The following is a 14715-nucleotide window of genomic DNA, read 5'->3' as shown; positions in this document are numbered from 1 at the left end:
CTCACTCCTGCCCATTCAACATCCCGATCACCTCATACGGCGTCTGCAGGTCACGCTCGGGAATCTCCCAGATCAGCAGCTTGGGGGGCGTATCCCGAAAAGCCGGGTTGCTGAAGTACTGGTTGGCACCGCCGGAAAACTCGCCACCGTCCTTGGCGAAACTGCCGACCGGGGCCCCCAGTGCCAACTGGAGGAAACCCACGAAATTGGAGTTGCGCGAGAACGAGGTGCCAATCAGCGCGACGTTGGGCAGGCCTTCATCGCCAAACAGATCGTCGAGGTTGTCGCCGCCGTCCTGGGCAGCTTGCGGCTGCTCGCTGACTTGGGTGGCCGCGACGGTTTCCGGGGTGGGTTGCCAGCTCAGCGGCAGCCAGTCGATGCCGGCCAGGTGCACGAGGTCACCTGCACGCAGGGCCGCCGCGTTGGAGAGGGTTGCAAAGGTTTTTTGTGGCGTGGCGTGAATACCCATCGCCTGAACCTGTTGCGCAATCGCCCGTGCCGCCGCATTGGAGCCGGTCTCGCTCCAGTGTGTGTCGGTACGCAGGTAAGCCGATGCACCCAACGGCTGCAATGTGGGTGCAAGGTTCAGCGCCGATACCCCTGCCTGATTCAGTGTCGCGGTCCACTCCTCCGCCCGCCGGGCCAGTTCGGCCGGGCGATCCAGGCCACACAGTTGCTCGGCGGCGATGCGGCTCTTGTCCGGCACCACCGCCACCAGCAATTGAATGCCGCGCTGGTTCAGTCGCCGTTGGACGTCGATCACTGCCTTCGCCTTGGTCTCGGCGTTGGCCCGGGCGTGATGGTTGATACGCATCTCATCGGTGAGGAACAGCCAGCCCTGGCAACCCGGACGCACCCGCGGCCCGGTGTCATGGAACAGCAGCCAACTGGCGGCGCGCTCCAGATTGGCGGCCTGTTCCGGGAACCAGGCGTTGGACAGTTGCTTGGCAATACGGTGGGTGACCTCGCCATGCACCACCGCATCGCGGGTCAGGTTGGGCGGCAGCATTTGCACCTTGCCGCTGAACAACAGCCAGCCACAGGAAATCAAGCCGATACCGAGCAAGCCGATCAGTGTATAGCCGGAGATTTTGCTGGTTCGGGTAACCAGGTCGCTGGGGGGCGGCGGTGCGCTGGGCACAGGCTTCTTTGGCGTCGTCATCAGAACTGAAAGTACAGGAAAGGCACGGCTTCACGGCTGGCGATCAGAGCGAACGACAGCAGGAAACCGGCTACGGGCCAAAGGGCGACAGCCAACGCGAACAGCGCGTTGCCCGCCAGTCGTCTTTCACAGCGTGCCTGCCAGATCGGCAGGATCACGCACACCACGCCCAGCACCGCCGCCAGGCCATGCACCGGGCGCAACGTCACCGCCAGCGCATCGCCCAGGGCAAATCCGTGCAGGCCGAGCTGCCCGGCGTACAGGGTCATGGCCGAGTGGAAATCCGGGGCACGGAACAGTGTCCACGCCAGGCACACGAACAACAGCGTCAGCACATGCGCCAACACACGCGGGACAGCAGGCAGGTTCGAGCGCGACCAGGCCCGGTCGACACACAAGGCCACGCCATGGGCCGAACCCCACAACAAGTAGTTCCAGCTGTCACCGCCATGCCACAGCCCGGCAATGGCCATGGTCAGGAACAGGTTGCGATAGGTTTTCCAGACGCCGTGACGGTTACCACCCAGGCCGATGTACAGGTAATCGCGCAACCAACTGGACAGCGACAAGTGCCAGCGCCGCCAGAAATCCTGGATGCTGCTGGCAAGGTACGGCCGGTTGAAGTTTTCCGGGAAGTGAAAACCCAGCATCAGCCCCAGGCCGATCGCCATGGCGCTGTACCCGGCAAAGTCGAAAAACAGCTGCAGCGAGTACGCCAGGCAGCCGATCCAGGCGTCGACGAATGAGGGGTTTTCCAGATGGAAGGCCACGTCCACCAACGGCGACAGGGTGTCGGCCACCAACACCTTCATGCACATGCCGACCATGAAGCGGCGGGCACCCAAGGTGAAGTTCTGCCAGTTGAACCAGCGCTGCACCAGCTCACGGCGGACCCAGTCATAACGAATGATGGGGCCGGCAATCGAGTGACCGAACATGGAAATGTAGGTGGCGTAGTTGAGGAAACTGCGCTCCACCGGAACCGTGTGGCGATGCACATCCACCAGATACGAAATCGCCTGCAACACGATGAACGACAGCCCGGCCGGCAACGCGACCTTCTGCCACTCGAGCGGCATCGCGCCGTAGTGGGTCATCAGCTCGCTCCATGTGCCGGCGAGGATGTTCGCGTACTTGTACCAGCACAGCACGGCGGTATTGAACACGATCAACGCGACCAGCAGCCGCAGGCGCCCACGGGAGTCCTCGCGGGAACGGTCGACCAGCAGGCCGCCGACCCAGGCGACGATGGTCAGCACGACATGCAACGACAGGAACAGCGGGCTCAGCCAGCCGTAGAACAACCAGCTGCCCGCCAGCAGCACCCCGTTACGCCAGCCGTGGGGAACCAGGGCGTAGATCAACAGGAAGGCAGGCAGGAACAGCGTCAGGAACTCGAGCGAGGCGAAAACCATGGCGACAGCGCAATCCGATCAGTGGGACAACGTGTCCGTGGCGGCCAGGAGTCGAGGTCCGGTGGCGGTCGGCAGCAGCAAAACGCTGTAGCGCTCGCCTGCCTTCAGTTCACCCAGATCCAGCGCAGGGCCGACATTGGCATTGGCGCAGACCAGTTGCACGGAGAGCTTCACCGGGTTGATCGAGCGGCGTTGCAGGTTGCCTTCGGTCACGCCTTTGAACAGGTCGGCGGTGCGACCTGCGGGGCGCAGGCTGGCATCGACGCAGCTGCTGTCCAGATTGAAGAAGCCCAGCGAGGCCTTGAGGCCGTTGAAGTCGTCCGGAATGTCATGCACCGTCACTTGCCTGAGCCCCTTGCCGTCGGGGAGCGCGACCACGGTGGCGAACTCGCCGGGCTCGGCTTTGACGTCCAGCGCCAGGCGCCGCTCGCCGCTGACCAGGGTACCCTTGATGGCGCTGCTGGCCGTGACCGGGAAAAACAGCGAAGCAGGCTGCGTCGCGTCCAGGTTCAGCGGCGGTTGGCCTTCCTGGGCAATGACCTGCATCGGCTCGGCGCTGCCGTTGACGAAGCGAATGAACGCCGCATCTTCGGCGGGGCCGGTCGGGTATAACGGGATGTCCGCCGCCACGACGTTCAAGCTCGACAGCAACAGCGCGGTAGCACTCAGGACCTTGGCGGTTTTCATTTTTTCGCCCCTTTGCTGCTCAGCGCTTCAGGCGGCAGCTTGCCCAGTGCATCGCCGATTGCAGTGCCCCAGGCCTTGTAACCCGCCACCGTGAAATGCTGACCGTCCGTGGTGACCCATTGGCCCGGCTTGGAGAAGGTCAGCGAATCGATATAGGTGCAAGGCGCGACGTTGCTGGCCAGGAACTTCGACATCAATTGGGTTCGCGGATCGTTTTTCTGGTACATGCCGCCCGCCTTGCCCCACGCCGGGCCGACCCAGGCACATTTGGTGCCGGTGGCGGCGATGGCCTTGGTCAGGCTGGTCACGCTCTGCCACGCCCAGGCCTTGGGAAACGCCGGTTTGTCGTAGGACGCCATGGTATCGCCGATGACCAGTACGACCAGGTCGGGCTTGTCCTTGGCGATCAGCTCGGCGATAGGCGTGGTGGTCGCGTCACGGCCCTTGATCTGGATCTTGGCGGTGCCCTTTTGCTCGGCGCCGCAATCGACCTTCTTGGTGATCAACCAGTCGCCGGCGCTGGCGCCACAGGCGCCGATGGAATGAACAATCGCGCCCTGACGGGAGAGATCAGCGTTGAGCGGCTCCATCAGGTGGTCGGCAAGGCTCATATGGCTTTCGCCGAGCACCAGAAGGGTCAGGCCGGCAAGGGCAGAGGCTGGCATAGGTATCTCCGGGAATCAGTTCGAATAAGGTGAGCGGTAAGGGCTGACCGGTAGCGCCATCGGGCTGCCCGTCATGTCCTCGAACATGTAGCGCGCATACAGGCCACCATTGAATTGCTGATAGTCGCTGGCGTTGTCCATGCCGATCGTTGCGCCAAGAAAGAAGCGCGAACCGAACTTGTACTCGCCGGCTGCCGCCAGGCTGTAGCCCACGCCGGTTTTGCTCTGGCCTGAGTAGCGCGAGTCGTTGGCCGCCTGGCGGTCACTGTCGCTTGGGAAGAAATCGGCGCCGTCCTGCTGGAAGTGCTGGATGCCCACCGAACTCTTGACCTGATAGGTAAAGCGCTCGGTGCGCTGCTGCCAGGTCACCGGCACGCCCAGGGCGAAATAGCTCTGTGGGCTGAAGTAGCCGCCATGCCCATACGTGAAGAAGTCCTGGTTGTTCTCGTAGCCCAGCGCAGTGGCGCTCAGGCCAACGGTGAGCGAGTGGTCCTGCATGTTGTCCAGGTACCAATAGACGCCACCGCCGAGTTCACCCCGGGTGTTGGACTCGACATTGTGGCCCACCAGTTCGTGCACGGAGCCATAACCGTAGGCACCGACCTGCGAGTTGTCGTAGCTCACTTCGCCACGCACACCGTTGGCGGTCACCCCGCCCCACGATCCACCGTCACGCTTGTCGGTGGTGCCGGCAAACGACGTCAGGCTGTCGGTGACCGCGCGACGCGAAGCAGCGACGCGGTAACGGAGATTGCCGTTATCGCTCAGTGGACGATCAACACTCACGCCCCCCACCGCTGTCGTGTATTTGAAGCCTATCGGCGTGGTACCGACATCGGCCTTGATGCCTTCATCGGGACGCTCGTACGCCACCCCAAGGCCGACGCCCTCGGCATGTTGAGCACCGATACCGGAGGTTGCGCTGGAGGCACCGCCGAAACGACTGGCGGCCTCGCCCTTCACACTGCCGGCAGTGAGCGCGACGGGGGTGATGCGCACGGCCACGCGGTTGTCGCCGGCCGGCACGTTCACTTCGAACGGCGTTTCAACGTCAGTCAGTTTGCTCAGACCCGATTCGCTGTTGTTGCTGCGAACGCTCAACCCTTGTGCAACGTAACCGCTGCGTTCCTGAAGAATATCGTTGAGCGCGTGCTGGGCGGAGCTTGTCGAGTCGACGACGGTCAGTACCGTTCGGGGCTGCGGCTGGGCATTGAAGGGATTGCTCTGCGCGACCGTGGTACCCCTGCCACTTCGAGGCTGGACTGGGTAGGCATCGGCAGGCACACCCTCGGCACTGGCGAGCATGACGCCGCCGTTGAGAATGGCCTCCGCCGGCGGCGGAATGGCCGACGCCGGACCGCGCAAGACCTGCCGACGCTGCCCGGTCCCGCCAGCGAATGGGTTCGCCGCCACATTCATCGCGCCAGGCTGGGCGGCCAGGCTGCGTTGCTTCTCGGTCTGCTCGATGGCAACCGCTTTGCGCAATACCTCAGTCGCCTTGCCGCTGTTGCCCATCGCCCGGTAGATGCGCGCGACTTCAGTCAATGATTGCGGATCGTAGTTCTGCAACGCCATGAACTGCTCCAGCGCCTTTTCCGCATAGCCGTTGTCGTGGGCGAGCACGGCAGCATCGGCCGCGTTCAACAGCACCAGCGGGTCGTTCGGGTTGCGCTTGAGCAAAGGCTTGTACAGGTCGAATGCCTTGGCGTTGTCGCCATTGGCGGTGTACATCCTGGCCAGGGCCGACGTGGCGGCGACATCGCCCGGACGCTGGGCCAACGCCGGCGCCAAGGTGTCGTAGGCCGCGGCCAGGTCACCACCCTCGCGCAACCGGTCAGCCTGACGGATACGGTAGAGGTACAGCACATCGTCATAACGCTTGCGGGTCGCGACGCTCAACGGCTGGTTCTGCAAGCTGTTCAGGATCGAGTTGACCTGGGCATCGTCGCCGGTCTTGAGCAGCAAGGAGGCGTATTGCAGCATCAAGTCAGCCGACGGTGCGCTGCCTTGGGTCAGCAACGAACGCATCATCGACAGCGCCTGCTCGACATCGCCGGCGTCGACATAGGCCGACGCCAAGGTCGCCGTGCGCTCGGGGCTACGAGCGGCCATCGGTTGCAGGCGATCCAGCAAAGCCAGGGCTTCCTGACGCTGCCCGCGCTTGGCCATGGCGGCCGCCAGATTGATCTGCGTGGTCAACGTGACCCGATCCGCCAGCTCGTTCATGTCAGCGCTGCGGCGGTCGACGGGAATCCGGTTGATGGTGGCCTGGGCGTCTTTCCACTGCTCCATTTCCACCGACAGCAAGGCACTGGTGTACAGCGCATCGACGTTGTCCGGGTGACTTTTGAGAAAGGCGTCGATCAGCTCACGGGCCTTTTTCGATTCGCCGGTTTTGAGATACAGGCGCGCGAGGCTGAAACGCGTCCAGACATTCTCCGGATCGCTGTTCACTGCATCGAGCAGCGCATTCTGGGCACTGCGGATATCGCCACGTTGCTCGGCCACGCTGGCCATCTGGGTGGAGCGCAAGGCACGCAACTGGCCGGTGTCGCCGAGCTTCGCCTGTTCAGCGGCAGGCAGGCTGTCCAGCAGACTCAAGGCTTCGTCGGCTTGCCCGGTTTGCGACAACACATTGACCAGGCCGCGTATGGCCTGCGGGTTGCCAGGCTGGCTCGCCAGTACCTGGCGGTAGTGGGCGGCTGCGCTGTCGAACTGGCCGGCCTGGGCCTGGATATCGGCCAGGGTGAGGCGAGCATCCAGGCCATTGGGATTCATGCGCATGGCCTGGGCGACGGCTTCGGTCGCCTTGGCGGTCTGCCCTTTGGCCTGCAGGTCGCGGCCCTGTTGCAACAGCGCCCAATAGCGAACACCGTTCAATGCGGGTTTCCAGCGACTGCCACCGGTGCTGATCGCCCGGCTCAACAGTTGCTCGGCTTCCGGGAAACGCCCCTGTTGCTGACGAACCACACCCAGGCCGCCCAGGGCATCGCTATCATCCGGACGGGTCTTGAGGCGCGCCTGGAAGGCCTTTTCCGCGCCGGCCTGATCGCCTTTCTCCAAGGCACGCAACCCGCTCGCCACCAACGGGTCCTGCCGCCAGGTGGAACCTGCGGTGGTGGCCGATTTTTGCTGCCCCTTGTTCATCTGGTCACGGATGTCCTGATCGTCCGGGTGAACCTTCAGGAACTCCTCGAACAGCGGCACCTGGGCCGCCGTCGGCGGGCCAATCCAGACCAGCGCCAGGCGCCAGCTTTCATCGGCATCGCCGGCGATTTCCACGCGGTTGGTCAGCCTGGCGAGCACCCGAGCGCCCTCGGCACGACTGTCTTCGTGACGAATCAGTTGCTTGCCATAGAACAGCGCCAGGATCGCGTCATCGGGGGTTTCACGCAGCAGGCGCTCCATGCCCTGGCGAGCTTCGGCCCAGCCGTCGGAATTGAAGGCCAGGTTGTTGTAATACTCTCGCCCTACCGTGCCTTCCGGGGTCAGGCCGTTGAACATCCGGCGAAACACCTCGGTCGCCTTGTCGCGCTCACCCGCGTCGACCAGACGACGGGCCTCATCCAGCCGTGCCTTGTTGTCCGGCCTGGCCAGCGCGATGTCCTGCTCCAGTTGGCGAGCCATCCACGGCTGCGGCGACAACGCCTGCAGGCGCGCCAGGTATTCCTGGGCCTGTTGCGGTTTGTTCTGCTTGACGCCGATCAATCCCATGCCATAGAGGGCATCGATCTGATTCGGATCCAGGCGCAGGACCTTTTGCCAGATCTCGGCAGAGCGCGCCGCATTCGAGCGGGCTTGCCAGTACTGGCCCTGTTCAACCAGTTGGGCCTGGATGTCGGTGCCTTCGGCCTGAGCACCGGAGGTGATCAGCGCAATGAAAACTGCAACAGCTAGCGTGGAACGGCGCGGGCGCATGACGTCTCCCAGGACAAAGTGAGCGTTCCGTCATCACGGAACTGGTAACGCTTCTCTGCCCAACCCAACCCGAACAGGCTTAGCATGACGTTGTAATAGAGGGGTTCGGCACCTTGGTCGCTGCCTTTAGCGAATGCCGCCGCAAGACCGTCCTGGGCACGACGTTGCTGTTGCTCGGCCAACCAGGGGTGCCCCTTGGCGATGAAATACGGCACCAATGCAGCCGAATAGCCGAACGGCCCCGTGCCATCGACCGCAGCGGAAAGCACCTGGGCTTTTTCGGGCGGGACACCGGTCGACGCCGTGCTTTGCGCCATACCATCCAGTGCTTCCAGAAGCTTTGGATTCGCTGGGTCGGTCTTGGGTGTCATCCCCGCCCACAGGTAAACGCGGATCGCGTCATAGCTGCCCAGTCCGCCCTTGATCGGATCGATCACAAACAAGCCGGACTGCGCGGAAGTCCCGCGATAGCCCACCCAATCCGCGACATAGCCTTTGGGGCTGGCACTGCGGATGAGCTTGACGGTGTTGTCCGCAATCTCTTTCCACGGCCCCTTCGGCTGCTCCTTGGCCAGACGCAGGAGCAATGGCCGAGGCAGATAGCTCGGGTTGAGGCGCCACAGGTGGTCCGGTTGAACGAAACCTTCGGGGCCCGGCAGCAGCATTTTGCCGAGGCCCGGCAACGTGACGACCAGTTTCGACTCAATGGTCTTGAGCAACTGCAGCGCATCGACACGGTACTCGGGACGCTGCCACAGACGCGCGGCCTCGAGCAGCGAGTAGACGATCCACAGATCGGCATCGGACGCCGAGTTGGCATCCTGAAGCTGCCATTGCCCTTCCTGGCCCTGCCCCCACAGCCAGCCCGGCAGGCGGGTCGCGGGGTCAGAGCCGAGCAGGTTGGCGCGGGTCCATGTCCACAGGTGCTCGAAGCGCGCTTGGTCGTTACCGATCAGCGCGAAGAGCATGCCGTAGGACTGCCCTTCCGAGGTGCTGTGGTTGGCCTCCATGCTGGAAGACAACATCCGGCCATCGTCCTGGACGTAGCGAGTGGCCCAGGATTCCCACAACGGCCAATCCCGGGCCCCACACGCCGACTCCGTGGCGAACGACGACAGGCACGTCAATGACGCGAGGCTGGCCAGCACCGCGCAGACAGTGCTGCGCAGCCAATCGCCGGATAGAGCGCGACGCACGTTCATCGATACGGTCTCACGGCCACGCTCAGACACTCAGTCGCTTCCTGGCTTTGGAACGCAGCCCCAGATAGGCCAGGCCGCTCAGCAACAGCACACCCAGTGCCGTCATCAGCAACGTCCAGCCCACATGGCGCGACATCAGCCACTGCACGTACTTGACCGGCGACAGGCTGCCGACGAAATACTGCTCGTCAGCCACCAGCGGCTCGATGGTCTTGCCACGGATGACGACCAGGCTGCCCTGAATGGCGCTGGCGTCCTGGTCCGTACGGCTCAATGCCTCAGTGGCCTGGGCCAGACCGGCAGCATCTCCCCCGGCAATGACCACGACGCTGCGGCCACTCTTGAGCGGCGATTCGAAACCGGTCAGGTACGTGTTTGGCTGACCGCCGGAGAACGCCATGGCCAGGCGGCTCCTGCGCAGGTTCGCTTCAGGATCGGAACTGAGCCAGTCATGCAGACGCAGAGTCAGGTCAGACACTTCGAAACGTTGCTGCTGACCGGTACCGGCCGCCGGTAGACGGTCCGCCCACTGGGTCAGCAAAGGTTGGTTGGCGCCGGACGCCATCACCAGCAGGTCCTTGTCGGCGAAAGCCGGCGCCTGTGCGGCCTGGATGACCGTCACGCCGGTGGCGGGGTAACCGGTGGAATCACCGAAACGGCCCAGTACGGTCAGGTAAGCGCTGACGTCACCCAGGCCGGCGTTGTCCGGCAGCACCACCGCGGTCTGCGACAGGTCAGCCATGCGGGTGAACGGGAAGCCGGCGTCCTTGAACACCCCCAGGTTGGGCATGGCCATGAAATGGTCGTAATCGGTCAGGTCCAGCGTCGACTCAGGGTCGATGCTGCCGCGCATGTTGTCGATGATGATGTCGCGGCATTCGCCTTCCTTGATGTAGTCGTACATGTAGCGCAGTTGCAGGCGCGACTTCAGTGCAACGGAATTGAGCGGCAGCAACACGCGCATGTCCCGCACCAGGGTCTCGTCCTTGATCGCGCTCAACAGGCTCTTGTCCAGACGCTCCAGCGAAGGCAGGGTCTCGGACTTGATCAGGCCATCGTTGAAGCTGACGATGAACGACGAATTGACGGATTTGGGCTGCGGCGTATAGCGATACTTCAGGTTCAGCGGCGCGCCGTCCTGGTGCCAGTTGAACAGATCCGGCGGGAAGTTCAGCGGTACGGTGATGTCGCCGGGGTTGTACCCGGAAACGTTCAGTTGCTTGCTCGCGATCAGCTCACCCAACTTGACCGGGCGATCGGTGGGCAGCCAGTTCGGTGCATCGTATGGCTTGCGCGGCTTGAGGATATCGAGTTGGTTGATGACCACCGTGCTGCCCGACAGCGCCTGGCCACCGACCGACAGCGCGATGGCGGCCAGCTTGAGTTCTTCGGTGTTGCGCCCCGCCACCACCAGCAACTTGCCGTTGGCGTCGTTCGGGTTGGTCAGGATGCTCAGGGTCGGCCCTTTCGGCGCGGGAATCGACAATCCGCCGATCTGCGCAGGCGCGTCGCCGCTGAGCACAATCACACCGTTGCCCTGGGCGGGTAGTGTATTGAGTTGGGCGCGGAAGACCGCCCCGCGATAGCTCGCCAGGGCACCGAACCAGGACGACAGCGCACCCGCCGCCTCGAGGGTGCCGTTGTCCGGCGCGGAACTGAAGATGATCGGCAGATCCAGCGGGCGGGCATCGCGCCGGTCAAAGAACGGCACGGGCATCAGCGAAAGATCGTTCGGCAAGGCCAGCGGCGAGGTCTGGATCTGCAGCGAAGAGTCACTGCTGACCTTGGCCCACAGGCTTGAGTGCTGAGGATCCTCGCAGCTCATGGTGTAGTGCCCGATGAACTGCACGCTCAAGCGATTGAACTCGGTGATCAACTGCGGAGGAATCTCCACCGTCTGCTTTTGCAGCGTGCCGGCGTTCTCCTTGGGCAGCGGCACACTCGCGGCGACTTCGTCGTTGACTATAATGTTGATCTGCGACAGATCGGGCAGCAGCGCCGGCGAATAACTGTATTGCAGCGTCAGATGCGCGCCGGTCACGACCTGATCGGCCCGCACGTCAAAGTTGACGCTATCGGTCGCTTCGACACCGTGCAGGTTCATCGGATAGGCGCGCCCCAACTGCTTGAGTGTCAGGGTGTAGCCATTGCCTGCATCCGCCGGTGCGGTATCGGCAAATACCGCACCACCACTCAAAGCCAGCAACGTTGAAGCCAAAATGCCTGAAAAATGCTTAGCGCTCATTGCTTGTCCATAAGGTTTTCGAGTGGTTGGGAAGACGGCCGGCGGGCAGAAAGGAATCTTCGCAGCTCGGCAAGGGTGGCCTTGAACAATTCGTAGATACCCCCCATGCCGATGAAAGCGACGTCGCGCAATGCAGCCAAGGGGGTGTCCACCTGTCGACCGCCCCAGGTCGACGCCCAGGTGTCGGCGCGCGAGAAGGTCAGGCGCACCAGTTCACTTTGCTGACGCAGGCTCAGCGGGTCGAACTGAGCCCCCAGGAGCGTGCCGCGACTGAACATCACGGTGCCGGGAAACACACTGGCCTGCTGGTTGCGAAACAACGTCATGCGCAGGCGCTCGCCCTGGGCGATTTCAACGCCATCCGGCAGACGGAAACCAAGGCCCTTCTGCGAGAAGTCCTGGGTGATGCCGTCGAACGTACGTCCATCCGCCAGCTCAATGCGCACCGGCAGTTCGGCGGCAACCCGCGGCTCGCTGCGTACCTGGCGCGTTTCACTGGCCACGGCCACCGACGCACTGGTAATGACGACGTTGTAGAGCGTCCAGGCCATGTTGATGAGGATCGTGGTCATCGCGCCCTCCTCGCCCTGGCACAATTGCCAGAGGCCGAAGGCAATGCCCGCGACGTTGAGGGTCAACAACACAATGTAGGGACGCGCCAGTTTCCACTCGAAAAACTTGCGGTCGATGATCCCGCCCTTGTCGGTCACGTTGAAACCGCCGAACTTGGGGTTCACCAGGGCCATGAGTACCGGTCCCATGATGTACCAGGCCAGTACCGTCTCGTAGACCTCGTTCCAGAACGAGTGCCGGAAACGGCCCTGGATCCGTGAGTTGGTCAGACTGGCGTGCAAGATGTGCGGCAGCACGTAAGCGGTGATCATCAGTGCCGAGGCGTGGAAAATCTGCGCCCCGAAAAACAGATAGGCCAGGGGCGCCGTCAGGAATGCGAGACGCGGCAGGCCGTAGAAGAAGTGCAACATGGCGTTGAGGTAGCACAACCGCTGCCCCAGCTTCAGGCCGCGGCCCATCAACGGGTTGTCGGTCCGGAAGATCTGCGCCATGCCGCGTGCCCAACGGATACGCTGGCTGATATGGCGCGAAAGGCTTTCGGTAGCCAGGCCTGCCGCCTGCGGGATGGCCAGGTAGGCGGTGTTGTAGCCGGCACGGTTCATCTTCAGGGCGGTGTGAGCATCCTCGGTCACGGTTTCCACCGCGACGCCGCCCACTTCCATCAGCGCGGTACGGCGCATCACGGCGCAAGAACCGCAGAAGAACGTCGCGTTCCACAAGTCGTTGCCGTCCTGGACCAGCCCATAGAACAGCTCGCCTTCGTTCGGGACGGAGCGGAACGTATTGAGGTTCTTCTCGAACGGGTCCGGCGAAAAGAAGAAGTGCGGCGTCTGCAGCATCGCCAGTTTTGGATCCTTGACGAACCAGCCGACGCAGATTTGCAGGAAAGAACGGGTCGGTACGTGGTCGGCGTCGAAGATCGCGACGAACTCTCCTTCCGTGACTTTCAGGGCTTCATTGAGGTTGCCGGCCTTGGCATGACGATTGTTGTCACGGGCCAGATAATTCACGCCAATGCTGTCGCAGAAGGTCCGAAAATCTTCACGACGCCCATCGTCGAGCACGTGCACGCGCAGTTTGTCTTTCGGCCAGTCGATCGCCTGGGCGGCGAAGATCGTCACCTTCACGATATCCAGCGCTTCGTTGTACGTCGGAATGAACACGTCCACCACCGGCCATTCCGAAGGCGGCGTACTCATCAGCACCGGTTGGCGCCGCAGCGGCCAGGCGGTTTGCAGGTAACCGAAAATCAGTACGACCAACGCGTACAGCTCCGCCGCCAGCAGACCATAACCGAACAGTATGTCGAGCCAGTCGTCAAAGCCCAGGGTCGAGGTGATCCGCCAGTACATGTAGCGCAGCGACGCCGTCAGCGACAGACCGATCAACAGCACCACCGGGAACCGGCCGGATTGTTTGCGCAGTATCAGCGCGGCGACAAAACAGCCTGCGGCGAAATAGCATTGTGAATAGAGATCGAAAGGCACCGTGATAATGAACAGCGCCAATAGCATCGAGACCAGCAGGACAGCGATCTGCAAGGCTCGACGAACCCCATGGGAAAGGCTCTCGAACCCGTCGGCCAGGGTTTGGACCCAGTGTTGCAGGCGGCCCGGTACTTCATGTTGCTCGTTGGGTTGACTCATGATGCGCGACTACCTGCCAATGCAGAGGTCCGGACAGGTGACTTCAGCGCATCGGCAATGGCCAGGACTTCCTGCCGTGCAGACGAGTCTTCGTCTTCCAGTAGTGGGTTGACGCCAAAGGCGAGGCCTTCGCTGATGGCGTGATCGAGCGGCAGGACACCGATCAGTTGTTTGCCGAAGCGACGCTTGAGCACTTCGAGCATGTCCTGGCAGAACGTGCGCGAGGCATCGAACTGGTTGACGACATAGTGACAGTCACGACGCCAGGCCTGATGGGCACGCCCTTCGAGCAATCGATCGATCGGGTCCAGTGTCATGAACGAGGCCGGGTCCGGCGTGATGACGACGATCACCTGATCGGCGACATCGAGTACCTGCTCCAGATACAGGGTGCGGCCAGGGGGGGTGTCGAGAATCACCACATCGTCAGCCACCAGATCCATGCGCGCCAACTGCCGCGCCAGCCAGTGAGTGTCATCCTCGAGGAAACGCTCGAGCGCACGACGCTCCTGCCCGGAGACCGGACCGAAAGGCAGAACGCGGGTTCCGCCAATACCATCGAGGAGCAAGCCGTTCCAGCACTCGCCGGTCAGGCTGGCGCTGGCCATGCCTGCGACATCCGGACTGACACCCAGGTGGTATTGCAAAGCGTTCTGCGGATCCAGATCGATGGCCAGCCTGCGCCCCTTGCCACCCAGCGCGCCCGCCAGCGCCGCACAGAGCGTACTTTTGCCTACGCCACCCTTTGGCGACACCACCGCGATGACCCGGGCCGGAGTGACCGCCACAGAGCCGTTCGGGATCGACCGGCGTAACGCCTCCTCGTTCTGCGCACGCGCCTCGGCCTGGCGCTCAAGCGCGACTTCAGCCAGCAGGGAACGCAATGAACAAGCATTGGCGGGGGCTGGAACAGGTTCGGAGACGGCATCGCCGGCCGACGTGGTCTCAAGCAGATCATCCAGTACTGGCTCGACTCGTCGGTCCAGCGGATGAACTGGCGTCGCCAGTGTCGCAGGCAGTGGGTCCGGCATCTCGACCGACTGAGGCAGAACAGTCGCCGTCGATTTTTCCGGGTCTGCGGGAACGGCAGCTGCGGCAATGATCGGAGATTCGGGCAATTCCTTGTAACTAAAGGAATTTTCCATCTCGATGTAACTGGCCGCACTTTCTCCGAACCTGCTCATCAGGTTGTCAATATCATT

At 62.9% G+C, this 14715-nt stretch carries 9 protein-coding genes; all 9 read right to left on the bottom strand.

What is annotated here, in order from left to right:
- Nucleotide 1 precedes the first annotated feature (1 nt).
- Genes LOY35_RS12510 through bcsQ form a run of 9 tightly spaced genes read right to left on the bottom strand, consistent with a single transcriptional unit; the run spans nt 2 to nt 14697 of the window.
- The gene (locus LOY35_RS12510) at nt 2–1162 is read right to left on the bottom strand and encodes an alginate O-acetyltransferase AlgX-related protein (RefSeq protein ID WP_258632884.1); all 1161 of its coding nucleotides are present in this window, start codon (nt 1160–1162) and stop codon (nt 2–4) included.
- Nucleotides 1162–2577: an MBOAT family protein gene (locus LOY35_RS12505; protein ID WP_258632883.1), complete on the bottom strand. Its 1416-nt coding sequence runs from the start codon at nt 2575–2577 to the stop codon at nt 1162–1164. The genes LOY35_RS12510 and LOY35_RS12505 overlap by 1 nt, the downstream gene beginning before the upstream one ends.
- A gap of 18 nt (nt 2578–2595) precedes the next feature.
- Nucleotides 2596–3264, bottom strand: coding sequence for a cell division protein FtsQ (locus LOY35_RS12500; protein ID WP_258632882.1), 669 nt, complete (start codon nt 3262–3264; stop codon nt 2596–2598).
- A complete protein-coding gene (locus tag LOY35_RS12495; RefSeq protein WP_258632880.1) occupies nt 3261–3929 on the bottom strand; it encodes an SGNH/GDSL hydrolase family protein in 669 nt (222 codons plus the stop codon). The genes LOY35_RS12500 and LOY35_RS12495 overlap by 4 nt, the downstream gene beginning before the upstream one ends.
- 15 nt (nt 3930–3944) lie before the next feature.
- On the bottom strand, nt 3945–7847 hold the full coding sequence (locus LOY35_RS12490; protein WP_258632878.1) for a cellulose biosynthesis protein BcsC: 3903 nt from the start codon (nt 7845–7847) through the stop codon (nt 3945–3947).
- The gene (gene bcsZ / locus LOY35_RS12485; RefSeq protein WP_258633583.1) at nt 7823–9049 is read right to left on the bottom strand and encodes a cellulose synthase complex periplasmic endoglucanase BcsZ; all 1227 of its coding nucleotides are present in this window, start codon (nt 9047–9049) and stop codon (nt 7823–7825) included. The genes LOY35_RS12490 and bcsZ overlap by 25 nt, the downstream gene beginning before the upstream one ends.
- 22 nt (nt 9050–9071) lie before the next feature.
- The gene (bcsB, locus tag LOY35_RS12480) at nt 9072–11294 is read right to left on the bottom strand and encodes a cellulose biosynthesis cyclic di-GMP-binding regulatory protein BcsB (RefSeq protein WP_258632876.1); all 2223 of its coding nucleotides are present in this window, start codon (nt 11292–11294) and stop codon (nt 9072–9074) included.
- The gene (gene bcsA, locus LOY35_RS12475; RefSeq protein WP_258632874.1) at nt 11291–13513 is read right to left on the bottom strand and encodes a UDP-forming cellulose synthase catalytic subunit; all 2223 of its coding nucleotides are present in this window, start codon (nt 13511–13513) and stop codon (nt 11291–11293) included. The genes bcsB and bcsA overlap by 4 nt, the downstream gene beginning before the upstream one ends.
- Complete coding sequence (bcsQ, locus tag LOY35_RS12470) at nt 13510–14697, bottom strand: cellulose biosynthesis protein BcsQ (RefSeq protein WP_258632872.1); 1188 nt, start codon at nt 14695–14697, stop codon at nt 13510–13512. Before bcsQ ends, bcsA begins: the two co-directional genes overlap by 4 nt.
- Nucleotides 14698–14715: the final 18 nt, after the last annotated feature.

The sequence above is a fragment of the Pseudomonas sp. B21-028 genome (assembly GCF_024749045.1).
Classification (GTDB): Bacteria; Pseudomonadota; Gammaproteobacteria; order Pseudomonadales; family Pseudomonadaceae; genus Aquipseudomonas.
Note: the sequence above shows the minus strand (reverse complement) of the source record. Positions and strands in the feature narration are given on the sequence as shown.

Excerpts from the sequence above, each read along its gene's own strand:
- LOY35_RS12510 (WP_258632884.1), bottom strand. The coding sequence starts at position 1,162 with ATGACGACGCCAAAGAAGCCTGTGCCCAGCGCACCGCCGCCCCCCAGC.
- LOY35_RS12505 (WP_258632883.1), bottom strand. The coding sequence starts at position 2,577 with ATGGTTTTCGCCTCGCTCGAGTTCCTGACGCTGTTCCTGCCTGCCTTC.
- LOY35_RS12500 (WP_258632882.1), bottom strand. The coding sequence starts at position 3,264 with ATGAAAACCGCCAAGGTCCTGAGTGCTACCGCGCTGTTGCTGTCGAGC.
- LOY35_RS12495 (WP_258632880.1), bottom strand. The coding sequence starts at position 3,929 with ATGCCAGCCTCTGCCCTTGCCGGCCTGACCCTTCTGGTGCTCGGCGAA.
- LOY35_RS12490 (WP_258632878.1), bottom strand. The coding sequence starts at position 7,847 with ATGCGCCCGCGCCGTTCCACGCTAGCTGTTGCAGTTTTCATTGCGCTG.
- bcsZ (WP_258633583.1), bottom strand. The coding sequence starts at position 9,049 with ATGAACGTGCGTCGCGCTCTATCCGGCGATTGGCTGCGCAGCACTGTC.
- bcsB (WP_258632876.1), bottom strand. The coding sequence starts at position 11,294 with ATGAGCGCTAAGCATTTTTCAGGCATTTTGGCTTCAACGTTGCTGGCT.
- bcsA (WP_258632874.1), bottom strand. The coding sequence starts at position 13,513 with ATGAGTCAACCCAACGAGCAACATGAAGTACCGGGCCGCCTGCAACAC.
- bcsQ (WP_258632872.1), bottom strand. The coding sequence starts at position 14,697 with ATGAGCAGGTTCGGAGAAAGTGCGGCCAGTTACATCGAGATGGAAAAT.